Annotated in this window: 22 protein-coding genes; 9 read left to right on the top strand and 13 right to left on the bottom strand. The window is 41.3% G+C overall.

Annotated features, from left to right (window positions below; translation table 11 throughout):
- Positions 1-51: 51 nt before the first annotated feature.
- Positions 52-2,502, bottom strand: a complete 2,451-nt coding sequence (fadE, locus tag C9J40_RS19340; RefSeq protein ID WP_107247693.1) for an acyl-CoA dehydrogenase FadE — start codon at positions 2,500-2,502, stop codon at positions 52-54.
- 503 nt (positions 2,503-3,005) lie between these two features.
- Between fadE and dauA the strand changes: the two genes are divergently transcribed.
- From dauA to C9J40_RS19325, 3 genes are all read left to right on the top strand, one after another.
- A complete protein-coding gene (dauA, locus tag C9J40_RS19335) occupies positions 3,006-4,697 on the top strand; it encodes a C4-dicarboxylic acid transporter DauA (protein ID WP_107205350.1) in 1,692 nt (563 codons plus the stop codon).
- A 99-nt stretch (positions 4,698-4,796) separates the two neighbouring features.
- Complete coding sequence (gene lpcA / locus C9J40_RS19330; RefSeq protein WP_006647091.1) at positions 4,797-5,378, top strand: D-sedoheptulose 7-phosphate isomerase; 582 nt, start codon at positions 4,797-4,799, stop codon at positions 5,376-5,378.
- A 62-nt stretch (positions 5,379-5,440) separates the two neighbouring features.
- The gene (locus C9J40_RS19325; protein ID WP_107205351.1) at positions 5,441-6,238 is read left to right on the top strand and encodes a class II glutamine amidotransferase; all 798 of its coding nucleotides are present in this window, start codon (positions 5,441-5,443) and stop codon (positions 6,236-6,238) included.
- 71 nt (positions 6,239-6,309) lie between these two features.
- Here the strand turns inward: C9J40_RS19325 and purN are convergent, their stop codons facing one another.
- A complete protein-coding gene (gene purN / locus C9J40_RS19320; protein WP_107205352.1) occupies positions 6,310-6,954 on the bottom strand; it encodes a phosphoribosylglycinamide formyltransferase in 645 nt (214 codons plus the stop codon).
- A 100-nt stretch (positions 6,955-7,054) separates the two neighbouring features.
- A complete protein-coding gene (gene purM / locus C9J40_RS19315) occupies positions 7,055-8,095 on the bottom strand; it encodes a phosphoribosylformylglycinamidine cyclo-ligase (protein ID WP_107205353.1) in 1,041 nt (346 codons plus the stop codon).
- Between the two features lie 193 nt (positions 8,096-8,288).
- Between purM and upp the strand changes: the two genes are divergently transcribed.
- Positions 8,289-8,915, top strand: coding sequence for a uracil phosphoribosyltransferase (gene upp / locus C9J40_RS19310; RefSeq protein WP_045129097.1), 627 nt, complete (start codon positions 8,289-8,291; stop codon positions 8,913-8,915).
- Between the two features lie 610 nt (positions 8,916-9,525).
- The gene (locus tag C9J40_RS19300; RefSeq protein WP_107247692.1) at positions 9,526-10,680 is read left to right on the top strand and encodes a DUF2066 domain-containing protein; all 1,155 of its coding nucleotides are present in this window, start codon (positions 9,526-9,528) and stop codon (positions 10,678-10,680) included.
- 80 nt (positions 10,681-10,760) lie between these two features.
- On the opposite strand, the gene C9J40_RS19295 is transcribed toward C9J40_RS19300, so the two are convergent.
- The 4 genes from C9J40_RS19295 to C9J40_RS19280 all read right to left on the bottom strand — a co-directional run bounded on the left by C9J40_RS19295 (position 10,761) and on the right by C9J40_RS19280 (position 13,689).
- The gene (locus tag C9J40_RS19295) at positions 10,761-11,192 is read right to left on the bottom strand and encodes a DUF2069 domain-containing protein (RefSeq protein WP_107247691.1); all 432 of its coding nucleotides are present in this window, start codon (positions 11,190-11,192) and stop codon (positions 10,761-10,763) included.
- Between the two features lie 29 nt (positions 11,193-11,221).
- The gene (gene wrbA, locus C9J40_RS19290; RefSeq protein WP_107205356.1) at positions 11,222-11,797 is read right to left on the bottom strand and encodes an NAD(P)H:quinone oxidoreductase; all 576 of its coding nucleotides are present in this window, start codon (positions 11,795-11,797) and stop codon (positions 11,222-11,224) included.
- On the bottom strand, positions 11,797-12,147 hold the full coding sequence (arsC, locus tag C9J40_RS19285) for an arsenate reductase (glutaredoxin) (protein WP_107247690.1): 351 nt from the start codon (positions 12,145-12,147) through the stop codon (positions 11,797-11,799). The genes wrbA and arsC overlap by 1 nt, the downstream gene beginning before the upstream one ends.
- An 84-nt stretch (positions 12,148-12,231) precedes the next feature.
- A complete protein-coding gene (locus C9J40_RS19280; protein WP_107205358.1) occupies positions 12,232-13,689 on the bottom strand; it encodes a M48 family metalloprotease in 1,458 nt (485 codons plus the stop codon).
- Positions 13,690-13,854: 165 nt separating this feature from the next.
- Here C9J40_RS19280 and C9J40_RS19275 point away from each other — a divergent pair, with 165 nt between their 5' ends.
- Together C9J40_RS19275 and C9J40_RS19270 are read left to right on the top strand one after the other, a co-directional pair.
- A complete protein-coding gene (locus C9J40_RS19275) occupies positions 13,855-14,079 on the top strand; it encodes a sulfurtransferase TusA family protein (protein ID WP_107247689.1) in 225 nt (74 codons plus the stop codon).
- An 8-nt stretch (positions 14,080-14,087) separates the two neighbouring features.
- Positions 14,088-15,173 (top strand): AI-2E family transporter, encoded by a 1,086-nt coding sequence (locus C9J40_RS19270; RefSeq protein ID WP_107247688.1) that lies wholly within the window; start codon positions 14,088-14,090, stop codon positions 15,171-15,173.
- A gap of 51 nt (positions 15,174-15,224) precedes the next feature.
- Here the strand turns inward: C9J40_RS19270 and bcp are convergent, their stop codons facing one another.
- On the bottom strand, positions 15,225-15,689 hold the full coding sequence (bcp, locus tag C9J40_RS19265) for a thioredoxin-dependent thiol peroxidase (protein ID WP_107247687.1): 465 nt from the start codon (positions 15,687-15,689) through the stop codon (positions 15,225-15,227).
- Between the two features lie 93 nt (positions 15,690-15,782).
- Positions 15,783-16,322, bottom strand: a complete 540-nt coding sequence (locus C9J40_RS19260; RefSeq protein ID WP_107205362.1) for a glycine cleavage system protein R — start codon at positions 16,320-16,322, stop codon at positions 15,783-15,785.
- A gap of 349 nt (positions 16,323-16,671) precedes the next feature.
- Between C9J40_RS19260 and dapA the strand changes: the two genes are divergently transcribed.
- A complete protein-coding gene (gene dapA / locus C9J40_RS19255; protein ID WP_107205917.1) occupies positions 16,672-17,550 on the top strand; it encodes a 4-hydroxy-tetrahydrodipicolinate synthase in 879 nt (292 codons plus the stop codon).
- Between the two features lie 31 nt (positions 17,551-17,581).
- The gene (bamC, locus tag C9J40_RS19250) at positions 17,582-18,592 is read left to right on the top strand and encodes an outer membrane protein assembly factor BamC (protein WP_107205363.1); all 1,011 of its coding nucleotides are present in this window, start codon (positions 17,582-17,584) and stop codon (positions 18,590-18,592) included.
- Between the two features lie 89 nt (positions 18,593-18,681).
- Here the strand turns inward: bamC and lipA are convergent, their stop codons facing one another.
- The 4 genes from lipA to C9J40_RS19230 all read right to left on the bottom strand — a co-directional run bounded on the left by lipA (position 18,682) and on the right by C9J40_RS19230 (position 22,150).
- A complete protein-coding gene (gene lipA, locus C9J40_RS19245) occupies positions 18,682-19,653 on the bottom strand; it encodes a lipoyl synthase (protein WP_107205364.1) in 972 nt (323 codons plus the stop codon).
- Positions 19,650-20,300, bottom strand: coding sequence for a lipoyl(octanoyl) transferase LipB (gene lipB, locus C9J40_RS19240; RefSeq protein ID WP_107205365.1), 651 nt, complete (start codon positions 20,298-20,300; stop codon positions 19,650-19,652). The genes lipA and lipB overlap by 4 nt, the downstream gene beginning before the upstream one ends.
- A 185-nt stretch (positions 20,301-20,485) precedes the next feature.
- On the bottom strand, positions 20,486-20,761 hold the full coding sequence (gene ybeD, locus C9J40_RS19235; protein WP_105060821.1) for a DUF493 family protein YbeD: 276 nt from the start codon (positions 20,759-20,761) through the stop codon (positions 20,486-20,488).
- Positions 20,762-20,974: 213 nt separating this feature from the next.
- A complete protein-coding gene (locus tag C9J40_RS19230) occupies positions 20,975-22,150 on the bottom strand; it encodes a serine hydrolase (RefSeq protein WP_107247686.1) in 1,176 nt (391 codons plus the stop codon).
- Between the last annotated feature and the right edge of the window lie 38 nt (positions 22,151-22,188).

The following is a 22,188-nucleotide window of genomic DNA, read 5'->3' as shown; positions in this document are numbered from 1 at the left end:
GGAAGCGCTAGCTTCCCTTTTGTATTTTTAACTGACTTCAATATGTCGTGCTTAAGCCGCGTGATTGATTGAGTAATCAGGGTTTGTCTTTGCTGCTAATTGTTCAGGCTCAAAGTCATCAACATTAATCGTACGTAAACGACCTAATTCTGCACGGCGCAATAACTCAGCTTCAGCATGTTCAATTACACCGAGTTCAAGCCCTTTATCTGCAACATTACCTAACTGTACAAACGGATATTTTTTGTTCGCAGCTTTACACACTCGATCATAAATCGGCTCAGCGGCAAGAATATCGTTAAGTGCAGCTTCCATCATACCGACTGGATTCCCTTCAGATGCTTCTAAGAATTGACCTCGACCTAGGCGATCTCGAGTTTCTGATGGTGTTTGTGCTAAACGAGCAACGGCATGATCTAAGTTATCACTTGGTTTGATACGACGTTGACCTAATGGGAACAATACAACACGTAGTGCGCCAGCAATGAACTTATTAGGGAAGTTACTTAGGAAGTCATCAAGGGCTGTTTCTGCTTGGTATAATGAATCCTGTAGACCCCAATGTACTAATGGAAGATCTTGCTGTTGATAACCATCATCGGCATAACGTTTTAGTGTTGCTGATGATAAATAAAGCTGGCTAAGCACATCACCTAAACGGGCAGATAAACGCTCTTTACGTTTTAATGAACCACCAAGTACAGCCATAGAAATATCAGCCAGTAGCGCAAGGTTAGCACTGTAACGGTTGAGTTGTTGGTAATAACGTGTGGTTGCATCTTTACGTGGTGCGGATGAACCGTAGCCATCGGTAATACCTAACCAGAAAGAGCGTGCCATGTTACTTATCACGAAGCCAACATGCGCAAATACGGCTTTATCAAAGCTCTCTAAGGCTTGTTTTTTATCATCATTATAAGCAGCGTTCATCTCTTCTAACACATAAGGGTGACAACGGATGGCGCCTTGTCCAAAGATGATCATTGAACGTGTTAGAATATTCGCTCCTTCAACGGTGACTGCAATAGGTGCTCCTTGATAAGCACGAGCAATAAAGTTGCTCGGTCCCATACAAATCCCTTTACCACCGACAATATCCATCGCATCAATCACACCGCGTTGGCTACGATGGGTACAATGGTATTTTACAATCGCAGAGATAACGGAAGGTTTTTCACCAAGATCGATACCCGCGACGGTTAGAGTACTGGCTGCATCTAAGACATAAGCATTACCCACAATACGTGCAAGTGGCTCTTCAATCCCCTCCATTTTACCAATAGGCATTTTAAATTGTCGACGAATACGAGCATAAGCCCCTGTTGCGATTGCTGCGGTTTTTAATCCACCCGTTGAATTAGACGGGAGCGTAATACCGCGACCCACCGATAGACATTCCACTAGCATACGCCATCCTTGGCCTGCCATTTCCTGACCACCGATAATAAAATCAATAGGAACAAAGATCTTGTTACCTTTAGTAGGACCATTTTGGAATGGTACATTAAGAGGGAAGTGACGACGGCCAATCTCAACGCCCTCTAGATCGGTTGGGATCAATGCACAAGTGATACCCAGATCTTTTTGATCTCCGAGTAAGTTGTCAGGATCCGAAAGTTTAAAGGCAAGACCTAGTACCGTAGCCACCGGTGCTAGAGTGATGTAACGTTTGTTCCATGTTAATTCCATACCAAGAACTTCTTCGCCTTGCCACAGACCTTTTTTCACAATACCGAAATCTGGGATAGAACCAGCATCTGAGCCTGCTTCTGGGCTAGTTAAGGCAAAACAAGGGATTTCCTGGCCAGCTGCTAAGCGGGGTAAATAATGGTTTTTTTGCTCTTCAGTACCATAGTGTTGAAGCAGTTCACCTGGACCTAGTGAATTAGGCACACCAACGGTTGATGATAATACCGCAGAAGCACCGGTTAATTTTTGCAGAACTAAAGATTGGGCATAAGCAGAAAACTCAAGTCCACCATATTGCTTTTTAATGATCATGGCGAAGAATTTATGATCTTTTAAGTATTGCCATACTTCGGGTGGTAGATCGGCAAGTTCATGGGTAATTTGAAAATCATTTACCATGCGGCAAAGTTCATTTACTGGTCCATCGAGAAAAGCTTGCTCTTCTTCTGAAAGGGTTGGTGCAGGGATATCATGGAGCTTTTTCCAATCTGGATTACCACCAAATAAATCAGCTTCCCACCACACTGTACCCGCATCGATTGCTTCTTTTTCGGTACGAGACATTTCTGGCATGACACCTTGAAAGGCTTTTAACGCAGGAGCGGCGAGATATTTTTTACGTAAGGCTGGGATATTAAGAGGAATCGCAATCGCAGCGAAAATTAACCAACTAATAATACCTGTAATGGAAAAAACAGTACCAATTAATAGTGTTGCAGCAATTACTGCCGTAAAGGTTTTTAACGACGCGCGATGATACGCCAATATGAACATAACACCGATAAAACCAATGACATACGCAAGCGTAACCATAGTGATTCTCCTTAATCTGTATAGTAAGACTACTTACACATCATCAAGAATAATCGAGCGACACCTGATTTCATGATGAAGAGTTCAGTACATTGCTACACATTTTATTGTTAATTGTAGGGTAATTATTATTAAGGTAAGAGGTCTTACCACTTTTAAATTATTGTAATGCGTTTTTTAACAAAATGTAAAATAGTTTTTTGATATGAAAGTAAACTGTTATGTGTACAAAGTGGGCTGAGGTCAGGTTATTAAAGGGATTGATCGAAATCATTGTGACTATTTTTTTTACTTGCAGATTTTTAGCAGAGCGTTAACATACGCCGTGTTGTGATACTGTTCACGTTATTTTGAGTGGTTGAGTTCTGACCATCTGTACTGAATGGTATTTCCCTTTGTTGCCTTTCCCGATTCCGACTGACACATGCCCGCCGGACTCCCTTACATCGGGTTGACATCAATTCCTGTTTATCAAATGTACGCAAAGTACAAGAGGTCTTGTTGTGTTGTTATTTCATGCTTTATCACAGGCGTGGAAGGATGGTTATTCCTTCTCTAAATTTCGTGCCGATATTGTATCGGGTATTACGGTCGGTATTGTGGCGATTCCATTGGGGATGGCATTAGCAATTGCTGTCGGTGTGCCACCACAACATGGATTGTATACCGTCATTGTGGCGGGCTTTTTAGCGGCGTTATTAGGTGGTTCAAGATTTAATATCACAGGCCCAACCGCAGCCTTTGTAGTCATCCTTTTACCGATCACTCAAAAATATGGCTTATCAGGCTTAATGTTAGCGACCATGATGTCAGGCATTATCCTGTTATTGATGGGCGTTTTCCGCTTAGGACAGCTGGTGGCGTATGTACCATACCCAGTTACCACCGGATTTACTGCCGGTATCGGTTTTGTTATTGCTTTTTTACAACTTAAAGATTTATTAGGCCTACATCTTCAAGGTAGCCCAATCCATTTTCCTGAAAAAGTGATGTCGTATGCCCATGCACTACCTACCACGAACTATGCTGATGCGATTGTCGGTGTGGTCACCATTTTTGTTTTTATTGGCTGGGCGAAATTAAAAACGCGTATTCCACCCCATTTAGTTTCATTACTGGTAGGGACGGTTTTAGCTTTAGCATTAAATAAATTTGGCCCTGAGCATGTGACTTTGCTGGGTGAAAAATTTAGCTACACCATTGGTAGCCTTGTAGGTCATGGTATTCCACAAGAAGCACCGCAGTTTATTGCGCTGTGGAAGTCCAATACATTTAATTGGGCCACCGTAATTGAATTAATGCCTTCAGCATTAACTATCGCGATGCTAGGTTGTATCGAATCACTATTATGTGCGGTTGTAGCAGACGGTATGACAAGTAAAAAGCACAATCCGAATGCAGAGCTTGTCGGTCAAGGGATCGCGAATATTGTCGTCCCTTTCTTTGGCGGAATTCCAGCAACGGCGGCGATTGCTCGCACAGCGACCAATATTCGCTCTGGTGCGTTTTCACCGATATCTGGTATGACGCATGCGCTTTTTGTTTTAGCTGCGATGATTGTATTAGCACCAGCGCTATCGTTTGTTCCGATGAGTGCGTTGGCTGGCTTACTGATCATGGTTGCGTGGAATATGTCTGAAGCACCTCACTTTGTGCATACATTAAAGGTTGCACCTCGTCGTGACGTTGCCGTCTTGATGACATGCTTTATCTTAACCGTTGCATTTGACATGGTTGTCGCTGTTATTGTCGGTTTATTACTTGCGGGCGTGTTATTTATTCAGCGTATTGCGACATTAACGACAGTTACGATTTCACATGATGAGCATCCACATCTCAACTTTGGCGGTGATGTAGTGGTTTATGATATTAATGGCCCATTATTTTTTGCTGCGAGTGAGAAAGCTTTTTCTGTTATTGAACATGCAACGACAGAAACGCGTGCGGTTGTGCTCGATTTTAGTGATGTATCAACCATTGATATTACGGCGATTCATGCCTTTGATATGGCGTTAGATCGCTTGTCTGAGTTACCTGTCTATTTATTAGGTACGCAGCCGCATGTTGAACGTAAACTCTACCATGCTGGAATATTTGAAGCTGAGAATGTGCATTTAGCTCACTCTGTTAGTCAATTACAGCAAGTTTTACTGATTAATTCTCACAATCATTCTGATCAGGAGTCGACACTGTAAGTTATTTGTATGTAAACTGCGAATAACGGTGTATTTAAAACATCAAGCGGGTATTTACCCGCTTGATTTGTATCTAAAGAATAATAGAGAGAATCGCTTATGTATCAGGATCTGATCCGCGCTGAATTAACAGATGCAGCTGATGTACTCAATCGCTTTTTAAGTGATGATAAAAACCTTGCAGATATTGAGGCGGCAGCAAAGCTATTGGCTGATTCCTTTAAACAAGGCGGTAAAGTATTGTCTTGCGGTAACGGCGGCTCACATTGTGATGCAATGCACTTTGCTGAAGAACTAACAGGTCGTTACCGTGAAAACCGCCCTGGTTATCCTGGTATTGCGATTTCTGATCCAAGCCACTTATCGTGTGTAAGTAATGACTTCGGTTATGAATACGTATTTTCACGCTATTTAGAAGCCGTTGGCGCTAAAGGTGATGTATTGTTTGGTTTGTCTACTTCTGGTAACTCAGGCAATATTTTAAAGGCAATTGAAGCGGCAAAGGCCAAAGGCATGAAGACAATAGCCTTAACCGGTAAAGATGGTGGTCAAATGGCTGGCTTAGCGGATGTTGAAATTCGTGTTCCTCACTTTGGTTATGCGGATCGCATTCAAGAAATCCATATTAAGATTATTCATATTTTAATTATGCTAGTGGAAAAGGAAATGGCAGCAGAATAAGCCTTAGGTCATTCTGGCTATCGATAAGTATCGTTAATCAATAATAAAGGGCATAAAGGAAAATGTGTGAATTGCTAGGCATGAGCGCAAATGTGCCAACAGATATTTGTTTTAGTTTTACGGGATTAATGCAGCGAGGAGGCAATACAGGCCCTCATCGCGATGGTTGGGGCATTACGTTTTATGAGGGTAAAGGTTTTCGAACCTTTAAAGATCCGAATCCAAGCTGTCAGTCCCGTATTGCTGAATTAGTCCAACAATATCCGATAAAAAGTCGTGCAGTGGTGAGCCATATTCGCCAAGCTAACCGAGGAGCGGTGAATTTAGAAAACACCCATCCTTTTACGCGTGAGTTATGGGGTAATTATTGGACGTTTGCTCATAATGGTCAGCTAACGGGTTATGAGAGTTTAGAAACAGGTCGTCATAAAGCGGTAGGTGATACCGACAGTGAAATTGCTTTTTGCTGGTTACTCAATCAACTTGAGTCTAGATTTCCAGAATTACCTGACGATTTAAACCCAGTATTTAGTTACTTTGCTCAGTGTTGTGATCAGTTACGTCAGCTTGGCGTTTATAATATGCTGTTAAGCAATGGTGAGTACGTACTTACCTATTGCACTAATAATTTACATTGGATCACGCGTCGAGCACCATTTGGACAAGCATCATTAATTGATGAAGATGTCACGATTGATTTTAAGCAAGAAACAACTCCTGATGATGTTGTGACAGTTATCGCTACTCAGCCATTAACCAATGATGAAAATTGGCACAAAATGGCAACAGGCGAGTTTATTGTGTTTCACTTTGGTGAGCCTGTTTTCAACCAGTTAGTGGCTGAAGGTAAAACAGAATAATGGTTATTTTCTGTCACTATTGAAGTGGTATTATCTGCAATAGTAAAAAGGCGATCTTACGATCGCCTTTTTTATTGTGCTGCATATCCTTGAGCGGGGAGTTCAATACCATCTAGGATAGCTTTGCCGTCACTACTCATGGTCAAACGATTTTCCGCTAACCATTGAGTTACAAGTGGATAAATAGCATGTTCTTGCTTTTGAACACGAGCTGTTACTTCTTCAACGGTGTCATTGTCAAAAATAGGCACTCTGGCTTGTAAAATAACAGGGCCGCCATCCAATTCTTCTGTTACGAAGTGGACACTGGTGCCATGTACGTCATCGCCAGCATCCATCGCTCGTTGGTGAGTATTTAAGCCGGGATACTTAGGAAGGAGTGATGGGTGAATATTTAGCATCTTTCCTTTAAAGCGACGAACAAAGTCTGCGCTCAAAATACGCATAAATCCGGCTAAAATAACCACATCGGGTTTGAACTGTTCAATACAATCCGCTAAGGCTTCATCATATTGTTCACGGTCAGCATACTGATTAGGCGCAATATGTATCGCTTCAATATTGGCATTACGCGCACGTTCTAACCCATAAGCATTTTCTTTATTTGAGATCACAGCGGTTATTTGACTGTTTTTAATCAAACCTGCACTGCATGCATCGATAATCGCTTGGAGATTACTTCCGCTACCTGAAATAAGGACGACGATATTTTTCATATTTGGTACTACCATTTATTGAAAGGTTATCGGTATGTAGATAGCAGAATGAGGACATAGCGTCCTCATTCTTTTTATTACGAGTCAGCACTGTTGAGAGTTATTTGATCTCGACTTGCTCTTCGTTATCAGCAGCGTTTGCAATTTCACCTAGTAGCCATGCGTTTTCGCCTTCAGCGTTTAGGATATCAATGGCTTGTTGTGCTTGATCTTGTGGAAGGGCAATGACAAGGCCAACACCACAGTTAAACGTACGGTACATTTCGTAAGTTTCGACATTACCTGCAGTTTGTAGCCAGTTGAAGATGGCAGGCCATTGCCAGCTTGCGCCATTTACAACCGCTTTTGTGCCTTTAGGAAGTACACGTGGGATATTTTCCCAGAAACCACCACCTGTAATGTGTGAAATAGCATGTACGTCACAGCTTTCCATCATTTTTAGCGTTGATTTAACGTAAATTTTAGTTGGTGTTAATAGATGTTCAGAAAGTGTTTTACCTTCTAATTCTTGATTCAAATCGGCATTGGAAACGTCAATGATTTTACGTACTAATGAGTAACCGTTTGAGTGTGGGCCGCTTGAACCGACAGCGATAAGTGCATCACCAGCCGTCACTTTTGAGCCATCGATGATATCTGCTTTTTCAACAACACCAACGCAGAAACCTGCCACGTCATAATCTTCACCGTGGTACATACCCGGCATTTCAGCAGTTTCACCACCAATTAGAGCACAACCTGATTGGATACAGCCTTCGCCAATACCTGTTACAACACTTGCTGCTGTATCAATATCTAACTTACCGGTTGCGTAGTAATCAAGGAAGAACAGAGGTTCAGCACCTTGAACAATAAGATCGTTCACACACATAGCAACCAGATCGATACCGATTGAATCGTGTTGGTTTAAATCCATAGCCAAGCGAAGTTTAGTTCCTACACCATCCGTGCCTGAAACTAAAACGGGCTCTTTATATTTGGTTGGTAGTGAACAAAGTGCACCAAAACCACCAATTCCCCCCATAACTTCTGGGCGATGAGTACGTTTTACCACCCCTTTAATACGGTCTACTAATGCATTACCGGCATCGATATCAACACCAGCATCTTTGTAACTAAGAGAAGAGTTTTTGTCGCTCACAGATGATCCCTCAACGTATTAAAGTAAAAAAAGCGAATACATGATAACAGCAGTCACCGTCTAAAGGAAAACGTTTGCGTCAATTTTTTTAGCTGGATATTAAGTAAACAGTTAAACGTTTACTACTATCTGAAATCGTTTGGCTTAGTATATAATAATGCGATTTTATTTTTTAATTGCTCAGGAGTCAGAGATGAAAGTCGTTGAGGTAAAACACCCACTGGTTAAACATAAGATTGGTCTTATGCGCGAAGGTGACATCAGCACTAAGCGTTTCCGTGAGTTAGCAACTGAAGTTGGTAGCCTACTGACATATGAAGCGACTTCAGACTTCGAGACAGAAAAAGTTACGATTGAAGGTTGGAATGGTCCAGTAGAAATTGACCAGATCAAAGGTAAAAAAGTAACGGTAGTACCTATTCTGCGTGCTGGTCTTGGCATGATGGATGGCGTACTTGAGCATATGCCAAGTGCACGTATCAGCGTTGTTGGTATTTACCGTGATGAAGAAACGCTTGAGCCTGTTCCATACTTCAACAAGCTAGCATCAAACATTGATGAGCGTATTGCGCTTGTTGTTGATCCAATGCTAGCAACGGGTGGCTCTATGATTGCAACACTGGATTTGTTAAAAGAGCACGGTTGTACGCAATTTAAAGTACTAGTATTAGTAGCAGCACCTGAAGGTATTGCTGCATTAGAAAAAGCACACCCAGATGTTGAGCTATACACAGCTGCAATTGATGAGAAGCTAAACGATAAAGGTTATATCGTTCCTGGTTTAGGTGATGCTGGTGATAAAATCTTCGGTACTAAGTAACTTAGTAGCCAAGATTAAAATAAAACCGGACATGACGTCCGGTTTTTTATTTCTGAAAAGTGCTAAATATTAAGGTAAGTAATTATAAGTACTCGGTATCTTCGATTTGAGCATTGTCTACCGCATTATTCTCGCTCAAGTCTTTGGGGAAATTAGGTTGAGTACAACTGCAACAATACCGCTCATTACAGGTGCTAGAATCGTATTGCAATACGGCTCTTAATTTACCGACAAACGCTAATACCAATGCTGTTATCGTCGCTCATGTGATGATCACAGGATAAAAGGGTTTCGTTAACATTACCCCTCTCGTGACTTCTGACTCAGTCGTATTTGTTGGATCGGCAATTAAGAGATGCGACAATAGTGGCGATACCATTCCCCGCCACAATGTTAATTTTGTAAACGCTACTATTTCTCACTAGAGAATATTTTTCAGCAAATGGTTTGTTTCTTGCCTGTTGTATTGTGTTGGTTCAGGAAAAAGTACATATTGTATAGCTAATTAATTTTAGACTATGTGGCTATACTGAATATCAATGAGTCTTTAGGTCTTTTTGATTATCTTTTTATCTTTTGACGACTTATTTTTGTAAATTACGAGTGCGATATGTTGCGATTTGCGTTGTTATTTTTAGCTCTACTGGCTTTACCTATTAAAGCGGCTACTGTCAGTGATTTATATCAGGCTCAAGTAGTGATGCCTACTGATGGGCAAACCCCCGATCAAGCAGCAAGAGAGCAAGGCTTTAAGCAAGTATTAGTTAAAGTGACTGGTAATCCGAACATTACCCAAAATAGTGTTGTGGCTCAGGCGATAGCGAACAGTTCAAATTACGTCAGCCAGTTTGGTTATGGCCAATATAATGGACAGAAGACGCTAGATTTAACCTTTGATAAGGTACAAATTAAGCAGCTATTAACACAAGCTAAAGCGAATTTTTGGAGTGCTCAGCGTCCTAATATTCTCGTTTGGATGGTTGATGATAACGGTAATAGCCGAGATATTTTATGGGATCAATCAACCAATGCACTCGTCGCTGATACCAAACAAGCCGCAAATGATCGTGGTCTACCCGTTACTTTCCCAGTGGGTGATTTTAACGATGTTACGGCAGTACACGTATCCGATCTTTGGGGGAGTTTTATCGACACCATCACTAGCGCAAGTCAACGTTATAATGCGGGTGGTTTATTGTTAGTAAAAGCTCACCAACAAGACGCAGATAAGGTTGAATTAACATGGCAACTGTATGCTCAACAGCCTAGTACGATTGCAGCCGATACTCAACCTATTACCGGCAAAGCGAGCGGTACATTGGCACAAGCTAGCCGTGATATGATGAATCAAGTGACAAACCACTTAGCACAGAAATATGCTATCGAATTAGGTAGTGTCGCGTCAGGCAGCGTTAATATTGAAGTGGAGAATGTTAATTCAACAGAAGACTTTTTTACGCTTGAACGTATGCTTAATCAGATGACGACAGTAAGTAGTGCTAATGCGGTGAATATTAAAGGTGATAAGGTGATTTTCCGTATGAACTTATCAGCATCTGATGCTGAGTTTAAGCGCGAATTGAGCCATGAAAGTCGTATTAGCGCCGATGATTCTACTGTTACTAATACTAACGCAACGACAATGCCAAATACTGATGTGAACCAAGATCCTAATACGTTGGATGTCACAGCGACACAATCACAGTCGCAAACTCAACCTGAAAACTATGTTGCACCTGATGACATGTATATATGGCATAACTAAAATCTGGTGTTAATAACAATAATTAAGCCCTCACGATGAGGGCTTTTTAATATCTCATTATTAGAGAACGAGCGATTGGTTCAATCTTCAGGTGGTTCAAAACGTTCGCGTTCTTGTCGCTCCACTTGCGATAGACGCTGGAGTTTTATGCCGAGTTCTTTTGCTCTTACGCGTGCAAAAAGTATGTTACTGAGAAAGGCTATGGTTACGAGTAGTAGCTCTATGCCTGCTAACCCGCGTTCTCCTTCATCAATAGTGAGTAGCGTTAGAGCATGCAGGAAATAAAACATTAAAATGAAGTTAGACCATGCGTAAGTATAAGGTTTTGCAGCTAACATCCCACGTAATGGCAATAGTAAAGGAATGATCCAAACAACAGCCATTACCCAGTTATTAAGATGTGGGTGGGGAGAGATAATCGTTTGCCATAACGCGACCCATAGCATAAGAGTTAAATTCGCGCAGACGGCAAAGCGGTGAATATATTGTGTTTGCGGTTGCATCGGAGGCATCGAATATCCCTTTTCGTTTGCCATATGAGTTAACGCTGAAGTTGCATCGCGGTTAGTGCAAGCCGTTTACCGAGAGCTTGTGCAAGTTCAATTTCATCACTATGGAGCTGCTTATTAGTACCAATGTTGAGATGTGAAGCCCCATAGGGAGTACCTCCATGTTGCGTGGTATGCAAAGTGGGTTCGGAATAAGGGATCCCAACAATTAGCATGCCGTGATGCAGTAACGGTAACATCATCGATTGTAACGTTGTTTCTTGACCGCCATGCATAGAGGATGATGAGGTAAAGACACAGGCTGGTTTATCGATTAATGTACCTGATAACCATTCTTGGCTAGTACTATCAATAAAGTGTTTTAATGGCGCAGCCATATTACCAAACCGAACAGGGCTTCCCATTGCTAAACCAATGCATTGTTTCAGATCGTCATGATTGACGATTGGATCAAGGGGCGATTGCTGAAGATCATTTGTGTCGATTTCAGCAACCGTTCTTAGCACTGCTTCACAACCGGCTACTTGCTCAATACCGCGACCAATATGTCGTGCTAACTGACGTGTATTACCATGACGGCTGTAATAAAGAACTAAGATTTTATGCATTATAAAATATCCAACACTTGCTCTGGTGGGCGACCTAATGCTGCTTTTTCACCACTTACCACAATTGGACGTTCGATTAGTTTTGGATGAGTACTCATTGCAATGAAGAGTGCCTCATCAGATACGTCATTATTACCGAGTCCCAGTGTTTTATAATCCGCTTCTTTGGTACGCATCATTTCACGCACAGAGTCCAAGCCCAGTTGGCGGTATAACGTTTCTAGTTCCGCGACACTTGGTGTTTGTTCTAGGTATTTAATGATAGTCGGTGTGATCCCTTTTTCTTCTAATAGCGCCAGTGTTTCACGGCTTTTAGAGCAACGAGGATTATGATAAATAGTGACTGACATGTCGTCTCCTAACTGATGACTGTATTAGCTAGTGTATTTTATTACGATTGATTTATTGTCGATGAACTATAATAAATCAATACATTATTGTAATGCTTTGAATTTTTGACGTTGAAAGCGAAGTTGATCAATGCGTGCATCATAACGTGCTTGCTCCATGGAGCCGAGCTTTGCCATTTGTGCGGCTTGAGTATAATTATGAATGGCTTTATCCCATTGAGCACGCAAAGCTAATAGCTCCCCAAGGGCAGCAAGCTCTGCGCTACGATCACCTATTTTGGCGTAGTTGTGTGCTAATAATGTCCACCCATTAATATCATTAGGGTGATCGTAAGAGTAACGATTCAAAATTTGAATACTCTTTTGATATTGTCCCGATTCAAGGTAAATATTGGCTAAGTTTAAGCGCAATACATTACTGTCAGGACTCATTTTAAGCGCATTGTTTAAGCGGGTGATCGCACGATCAAATTGTTTTTGATTGAGATCGAGATCGGTTGCAGCATCAATAAAAAATAAATTATTGGGTTCGCCAGCCAATAATGGGTCAAGTATTTGATGCGCTAATTCGTATTTATCATTATCTAAATAAATCAGTGCCTTACCGTAATTGAGCTCTTTGCGGCGATTGGGTGGTGCTTTTTTTAACTCACGGTTAAGCCAGTTGAGAGCAGAAGTATCGCTCAAACCAGCATTACGGGCGACAATACGTGAACGAGCGAGTAAATAATCTTCAGAGGGGGGTAAATTTACAAGCGGATATTTTCTTGCGCGCATACGACTATCTGTGACCCGTGATTCGGGTAATGGGTGCGTTAACAACATTGCGGGCAATTTTGAAGTATAACGATATTGATCGGCTAAACGACCAAAAAAACGTGGCATTGCATAGGCATCAAACCCCGCTTTGGCGAGGGTTGTTATACCAATACGGTCGGCTTCTTTTTCATTACTGCGCGTAAAGTTAATTTGTCCTTGAATTCCCACGGCCGTGGTGGCATGAATGGCGGCTAAACCTGCTTCAGGAGCTGCGATTGTTAATAACAGTGAGCCAATCAGTGCAGCCATCGTGATAGGCGAATTTCTGGCCTCTGCTTCCATTCTTCGCGCAAGGTGTCTTTGGGTGACATGGGCAATTTCATGCGCCATAACAGAGGCGAGCTCACTTTCTGTTTCGGCATGAAGAAATAACCCAGAGTGGATCGCAACATAGCCGCCAAAAAAAGCAAAAGCATTAATTTCAGGGTTTTGGATCAAAAAGAAATGGAATGGTGTTCGGACATCTTCCGCACTGGCAACAAGTTTATGGCCCAAAGCTTGAACATAATTTGAGAGTAAAGGGTCGTTAATAACAGGCTGGCTGGCGCTTAGCATGCGCATATATGCATCGCCATATTCACGTTCTTTATCAATCGTTAATGTAGAAGAGGCTGTCGTTCCCATTTCAGGTAAGCGATTATCATCACTAGCAATAGCTGGAATACTGCTACTAAAAAGCGCAGAAAGCAAAAGATAGGTCGGTGCTTTGGTAAATCGAAACATGGGAATGATACAACCTCCTTGTTGAGTTATCTTTAATATCTATAAGTTAGGACACCGAAATACTTTAGAGGTTCGTTAATGTGATTCATGTCCTTTCGATATCTCGCATCTTATATGTGCTGAGGTTACAATACGGCAATACAAAATACCTGTCACTTAAATGAAATGGAAATTATATCACTTGATCTAATGGCCGAACGTTGTCCGCTGGCTTTATTGTTAGCTAAACGCGCATGCGCAACACTTCTTCCCTATCAAGGGTTAGAAATACGAATTTCAGACAGCGGCGCAAGAAGTGATATCCCTCGTTTCTTGCATAATAATGGATATGTTACCGATATTTTAGTTGATGATAATACCCAACTAATCATAATGGTGGAAAAAGGATAGAAATCAACATGTTACGCATGCTAAATCGCTGGTATCAGCGTCGATTTTCAGACCCCCACGCTGTAAGCCTTGTTGTTATTCTTCTCGGCGGCTTTCTTACTATTTACTTTTTTGGCAGTTTAATTACGCCGTTATTAGTCGCCATTGTTTTGGCTTATTTATTAGAGTGGCCAGTAGCAAGGTTACATAAACTAGGGATGCCAAGAACCCTTTCAGTCGCTATCGTACTATTGGTCTTTGCAGGGTTAATGGTGCTTGCTTTATTTGGTTTAGTGCCGACGATTTGGCATCAAATTACCAATTTAAGTGCTGATGTGCCGAAGATGTTTAACGATCTTCAAATCTATGTATCTAGCTTACCGGAACGCTACCCTGATTTTGTTCAACCGGCTCAAGTGGTTGATTTCATGAATACACTGCGTGAGAAGGTATTAGGACTGGGCGAAAGTGTTGTAAAAGGCTCACTGGCATCATTAGTCAGTTTAGCAACAATCGGGGTATATCTGATCTTAGTGCCATTGCTTGTTTTCTTTTTACTTAAAGATAAAGACGAAATGTTGCGCACGTTATTAAACATTTTGCCTCAAAATCGTCGTTTAGCCAGCAAAGTTGGCAGCGAGATGAATCAGCAGATCTCTAATTATATTCGCGGTAAAGTCACTGAAATTATTATTGTTGGCATTGCAAGTTATATCACTTTTGAAGTTATGGATTTACGCTACGCCGTACTATTAGGTGTATTAGTCGGGCTTTCTGTTCTAATACCTTACATTGGCGCGGCTGCTGTAACGGTTCCTGTTGCTATGGTTGGATTATTCCAGTGGGGGTGGACGCCAGATTTTTGGTGGCTATTACTGGCATATGGTATTATTCAAATGTTAGATGGCAATGTATTAGTACCTATTCTATTTTCTGAAGCGGTAAATCTACACCCTGTCGCAATTATTGTTGCTGTGTTGTTTTTTGGCGGTTTATGGGGATTTTGGGGAGTATTTTTTGCTATCCCATTAGCGACATTAGTTAAAGCCGTGTGGGGAGCATTACCTGCGAGCGATAATAATTTATCATCCTCCGATGTGTCAGAAAAAGTGTAGTAAAAAGGCCGTGAAAACGGCCTTTTTTATATCTAATTAAAACCTAAGCGATCATTGATTTAAATAATCAAGTACCACTTGGTGGTGATCTTTTGTTTTAAACTTATTAAATACGTGCTCAATCATACCGTTTTCATCAATTAAAAAGCTGATGCGGTGTAAGCCGTCATATTCTTTGCCCATAAATTTCTTCAGTCCCCAAACACCGAACTGATCAGCGACGGCATGATCTTCATCAGATAAAAGGGTGAAGTTTAGGTTATCGCGTTCGATAAATTTTGGTAGACGTTTTACCGCATCAATACTAATACCCAGTACGACTACATTTTTTTCATCAAGCTCGGCTTTGCTGTCACGCAGTCCACATGCCTGTACCGTACAACTAGGGGTCATTGCTTTAGGGTAAAAGTAAGCAAGTACTTTCTTACCTTTAAAATCACTGAGACTAACAGGCTCGTTATCTTGATTCATTAAAGTAAAATCAGGTGCAGGCATGCCTGCTGTGAGCGTATTCATAAGTATAATATCCTTTTAGTTATCGTATCTCGATGCATTGCATGTTGAACGAACATGAGGCTGATAATGAAAGTCTTATTATTTTTGCTTTCGTTAATTTTTATGACTAATAAAATTCACAGACCCTTTTGCTGATAAGCTATGGCACAAGGTTTCAAATTCCTCTTGCAGCGTCATCAGATTACAGTCTTCAGGTAAATTTGTGCTAATTTGCAAAATAAGTTTATTCATTGTTTCCACAGTTTGGCTTTCAACGGTATTGGCACTAAGCGTCGAAATATCGATGTGTCGGCTCGCCATAAAGTGAGTAAATTGCTTAATTAAACCTGGACTATCATTAGCTTCGACATGGAAATCAGCGGTATAAGGGAAAAAACGTTGTTGGTGTTTACTCGTACGTTTTATAACAGTAATAAGATCATGCTCTTGCCCTTTTAATGGCAAGGTCGATTCAATTCGAGATATTGCATTGTTATTACCTGATAACAGCATGATCAAGGTAAACTCAGAACCAAACAGGGCGATGCGGCTATCTACGATATTACAGCCACATTGAGTCACAAGGTGGGTGATTTCATCAGAGATACCTGGGCGATCAGTACCTACAGCAGTGATGACAAGGTAGTGTTCCATATTGGTCTTCATTGTAAAATTATAATTTAAACATGTTAGCACAGACTGCTATTGATACGATGGCAAATTTAATGACAATAGTCATTGCTGTTGAGATCAAATTTGACTGATTTTTAAGCAAAAAAAGAGAAACATGATTGGGTTTATTGATATTTGAGTTTCAAAGTACAAAATTGTGATGAAAGAAGATGATAAAGCCTGTTAGTTCACTGTTTTCAATCAGCCTTTGCTTGAGTTTATAGTCACTCAAAAGTACCATGACAAAGTTATACCCTAACGGTTTTAGCATACAGCCCCATAAGGTAATGGTGAGAAAGCCGTTTGGATATATAAGAAGAGGGGGATGGACATGTTTAAAGGAAGCATGGTTGCGCTATTAACTCCACTAGATTCAGCAGGCGAAGTAGATTACGTCGGTTTGAAAACGCTGGTGGATTATCATATTAACGCAGGAACAAATGCGATTATTGCCGTGGGTACCACGGGAGAGTCTGCAACACTTACCGTTGATGAGCATATCAAGGTTGTTTTAAAAACATTGGAATATGTTGATGGACGAGTTCCTGTTATTGCAGGTACAGGCGCAAATGCGACGCATGAAGCCATCACTATTACCAAGCTTTTTTCTGGCACGGGTGTAGCAGCATGTTTAAGTGTGACACCGTACTATAATAAACCAACCCAAGAAGGTTTATTCCAACATTATAAAGCTATTGCTGAAGCAACAGATATTCCGCAAATTCTTTACAATGTACCAGGACGAACTGCGGTAGACTTATTACCTGAAACTGTCGCACGTTTAGCTAAAATTGATAATATTATTGGTATTAAAGATGCGACAGCTGATTTATCTCGTGTGAAAAAAACACGGGAACTTTGTGGCGAAGATTTCATCCAATTAAGCGGTGATGACGCGACAGCCGTAGATTTTGTCGCTGAAGGTGGTCACGGTGTTATTTCTGTTACGGCAAATATTGCCGCTGCAGATATGGCTCAAATGTTTACACTCGCATTAAGTGGCCAAATTGACGCTGCACGAGAAATTAATCAGCGTTTAATGCCATTACACAGTCATCTGTTTGTTGAAGCTAACCCTATTCCAGTGAAATGGGCCGCTCATCAGTTAGGTTTGATTGATAATGGTGAATTACGACTTCCGCTAACTGTATTAAGCGAGTCACAGCAACCGGTTGTTAAACAGGCTCTTTTGGATGCCGGTGTGCTTTAAGTTGCACAAGCGTAGGAGCGCAGGAGCATAAATGAATTATAAATATCGACTAGCACTAGCTGCATTCGTGGTAACCAGTTTGTCTGCTTGTTCCGGTGGGCCAGAGGCTCGTCGTCAAGCTAATCAAGATTTTAACTATCTTGATACTCATCCCTTAGAATCATGGACGTTGCCGTCAGGGGCTATGCCTTTTAGTAATGCCAGTTACGCGATTCCGAGTAAGGCATTTGCTGGTGATGTTGGTGCTAGCGTTGATATTCGCCCACCGCAACAGGTTCTTAATCTGATCCCTGGTATGCGCTCTAACGTGGACCAAGATGGTGTAACAGTTCAACTTCCTCGAACTTCTGATTTAACCAAACTATGGCAAGTTACCCAAAATTTGATCAGTAAAAATAACATTGGAATTGCAAAGCAAAGCGCTGATCGTATTGATACTGATTGGGTAAGCTGGACAAATGAAGATGAAGATCATGAAGTGAGCAGTCGCTATAGTATTGAGAAATCACCAGCGACGAATAGTTACCGCATTATCTTAACGGATTGGCGTGAAGATGGTAAAACGATGCCTGTTACGGCGAATAATAAACGTCGTTACAGCATTTTGATGACTAACTTGGTGATGTCGAAATACGATGAGACTATTCGTGAGCAAGCACGTTTAGCAGCGGCTGAGCAGCTGAAAAATATCCCTATTTCAATGGGAATGGATCGCAGCGGTTTCCCTGTGCTTATTGCTCGTGCCTCTTATAATGATATGTGGGAACGTTTACCGAAAGCGTTAGAAAAACTTGGCTTTACTGTTGAAGATCGTAACCGTTCACAAGGTTTGATTGATGTTAAGTACCGTGAGCCTAATGATGAGTTCTGGCAAAAACTAGGGACTAAACCAATGAAATTAACGGATGATAAGTACCGTATTTTAGTTGGTGATCTTGGTAATCGTACGTCAATTAATATTACTGACAATGATGGTAAGCCAGTGACCGGTGAAATTTTAGAATCAGCGGCTCCCGCTTTTGCTGCAAGTTTCCAGAAATAATTCGTTATTTCTGTCATAAAAAAAACCGCTTTAGTTAAAGCGGTTTTTTTATATTTAATTTTTGTCTTACTGCCAAAAATGTCGAGATATTATTTAATCTCTACACCTTGTGCTTGTAGATCGGCGTGGTACGACGATCGCACAAATGGCCCACATGCCGCGTGCGTAAAGCCAAGATCGAGAGCGATTGCTTTAAGTTCATCAAACTCTTCTGGCGGAACATAACGCTCAACCGGTAAGTGGTGACGGCTTGGTGCTAAATATTGACCCAGTGTCAGCATGGTAACGCCATGAGCACGAAGATCTTTTAATACTTGAATGATTTCTTCTTTGGTTTCACCTAAGCCCATCATTACACCCGATTTAGTCGGTACATCAGGATGAAGCTCTTTGAATTTTTTCAATAAATCTAGTGACCACTGGTAGTTAGCACCTGGGCGAGCTTTACGGTACAGGCGTGGTGCAGTTTCTAAGTTGTGGTTAAAAACATTAGGTGCAGTATCACGGAAGATTTCTAGTGCACGGTCCATACGGCCACGGAAATCAGGCACTAATGTTTCAATATGAATGCTTGGGTTTTTGGCTCTAATCTCAGTAATACAGTCAACGAAATGTTGTGCGCCACCATCACGTAGATCGTCACGGTCAACAGAGGTGACAACCACATAACGTAGCTTCATATCTGCGATTGTCTGTGCTAAATGCGCAGGCTCTTCAGCATTCGGTGGTAGAGGACGACCATGAGCAACATCACAGAATGGGCAACGACGGGTACAAATGGCACCTAAGATCATAAAGGTGGCTGTACCGTGGTTAAAACATTCGGCTAAATTCGGGCAAGAAGCCTCTTCACAAACTGAGTGAAGTTTGTTTTTACGTAGGGCAGATTTGATTTCCTGAATACGCTTACTATCAGACGGTAGCTTGATTTTCATCCATTCAGGTTTACGTAATACTTCTTTTGGCGCATCTTCATTCGCAACGTTACGAACTGGGATCAATGCCATTTTATCGGCATCGCGATATTTGACGCCTTGTTCAATTTTAATTGGTTTACTCATGGTTGATTGCTTTCCGTCATCCACTCGATTTTCGGATAATCGAGTAATTTAGTTAATTCTTCAACGAGTACAGGCTGAACTTCCGTCAGTTCAGTTGGGCCATTTAATGACGCTGTTTGTGTCATTTCCATTCCAGCATAACCGCAAGGATTAATACGAAGAAAAGGCGCCAGATCCATATTTATATTGAGTGCCAGACCGTGAAAAGAGCACCCACGTCTGATCCGTAATCCTAATGAGCATATTTTTTGGTTATTCACATACACACCAGGCGCATCAGGGCGAGCGTTAGAGCTAATCCCAAAGCGGGATAAAGTATTGATTACTGTATTTTCGATGTGCGTAACTAATTCACGTACACCTAATTTTTTACGGCGCAAGTCGATCAAGATATAAGCCACTTGTTGTCCAGGACCATGATAGGTTACTTGACCGCCACGGTCACTTTGAACAACAGGGATATCGCCTGTGTTGAGCAAGTGTTCGACTTTGCCTGCCTGTCCTTGAGTGAAAACAGGTGAATGTTCGACCAGCCAGATTTCATCTGCGGAGTCTTCAGTTCGATTATTGGTGAACTCATGCATGGCATCGTACGTCGCTTGGTAATCGCAACGGCCAAGGTTTTTAATAATAAGAGCTGTTTGCAATGTACTACCCAGATAATAATTAAGATGCCAATCATAAAGAAGGCCAGGTCAGGGCATTATACCTAAACTTGTTGTGGATGTAATGTTAACGACTGATGAAGGAGTTATGGATAATAAATGAGGATTATAAGAAAGGTAAAGAGAATAGAAGACAGGCGGTATTATAACCGCCTGAAAAATAGTGCTTATAACACTACACGAACAATATCAATTGAACCTAACTCTTTGTATAAGGTTTCAATTTGTTCAACATTGGTCGCGTTTACAGCAACAGAAACTGCAGTGTATGTTCCTTTGCTACTTGGTTTTGTTGTTGGAGTGTAATCACCAGGGATAATACTCTGAATAACTTCAACCACACGATCTGGCAATTCTGGCTTGTTTTCGCCCATTACTTTAAAAGTAAAGATACAAGGGAATTCCAGTAGATCTTTTAGTTTTGGTTGCTCTTGTTCTTGCATATAGAACTCCAAAGTTCGCTTTCAATGTGTCTTTCATCATTACTATTATGGTTAATAGTAGTGTATTGCAGGCATCTTAATGTGTCAGTGATTGTAAAACAAGGGAAGGATGAAGAGGATAGGGAATATAGGAGGTAATGTTTGTATTCAGTAATGAAAACAAAGAGGCAACCGAAGTTGCCCCTTAGTCGTTGATGAAGTCGATGGTTTAAATTACTTAAACCAACTTTGTACTAGCATCATTACGTAGTCGATCATACGGCTAAATAGGCTACCTTCTTTTACATCGTTTAATGCCACAAGAGGGTATTCAGCAACGTCTTGATCGCCAACACGGTAAGTTAATTTACCGACGACTTCACCTTTGGTGATTGGCGCCTTTAGCTCTTTAGTTAGCACAAAGCTAGCTTTCAGATCTTTAGCTTGGCTTCGAGGTAATGTTACGTAGGTGTTTTCAGCCACACCTAGGTTTACTGTGTCAGTGTCACCCATCCAAACTTTTTCAGTTTCAATGGTTTGATCTTTTTTGTTTGGTGAAAGTGTTTCGTAGAAACGGAAACCAAAGTTCAGTAGCTTTTTGCTCTCAGCAAGGCGAGCGTTTTTACTTGCAGTGCCCATCACAACAGAGATCAGGCGCATATTGCCTTCTGTGGCAGTACTTACGAGGCTGTAACCTGCGTTATCTGTATGGCCTGTTTTTAGACCGTCAACGTGCATGCTCTTATCCCAAAGTAGACCATTACGGTTGTATTGGGTGATGCCGTTGTAAGTAAATGATTTTTCTGAGTAGATTTTAAATTCATTAGGCAAGTCACGGATGAGTGAGCGCGCTAGAATTGAAAGATCGTAAGGTGTTGTGTATAGATCTGGGCGATCTAGGCCATGAACATTTGCAAAGTGTGTTGATTTCATGCCAAGATTTTTAGCCCAGCCATTCATTAAATCAACAAAAGACTCTTGAGAGCCAGCAACGTGCTCAGCCATTGCGACACAGGCATCGTTACCAGAATCTACAATAATACCGCGGTTTAAGTCAGAAACTTTTACGCTTTTACCGACCTCAAGGAACATTTTGGATGAGCCTGGGAAATTTTTCGCCCATGCATTTTTACTGATAACAACAGTGTCATCTGGTGAGATGTTACCGTTTTTAATTTCTTGACCGATAACGTAACTGGTCATCATTTTTGTCAAACTAGCAGGCGCTAATTTTTCATATTCATTATGACCGGCAAGGATTTTACCTGAGTTATAGTCGACGAGGATATAGCCTTTTGCCGCAATTTGTGGAGCTTCAGGTACGACTGCTGGTGATGCAGCAACAGTAGCTGAAGCCAGCAAAGTGGCTGAGATGGCGACAGAACGGAAAAGCGCAGCTGTTTTCTTCATGATTATTATAACTTTAGTTTATCTAAGACAAGAAATGA

It is taken from the genome of Photobacterium sp. GB-72, from assembly GCF_003026095.1.
Taxonomy (GTDB): domain Bacteria; phylum Pseudomonadota; class Gammaproteobacteria; order Enterobacterales; family Vibrionaceae; genus Photobacterium.
Note: the sequence above shows the minus strand (reverse complement) of the source record. Positions and strands in the feature narration are given on the sequence as shown.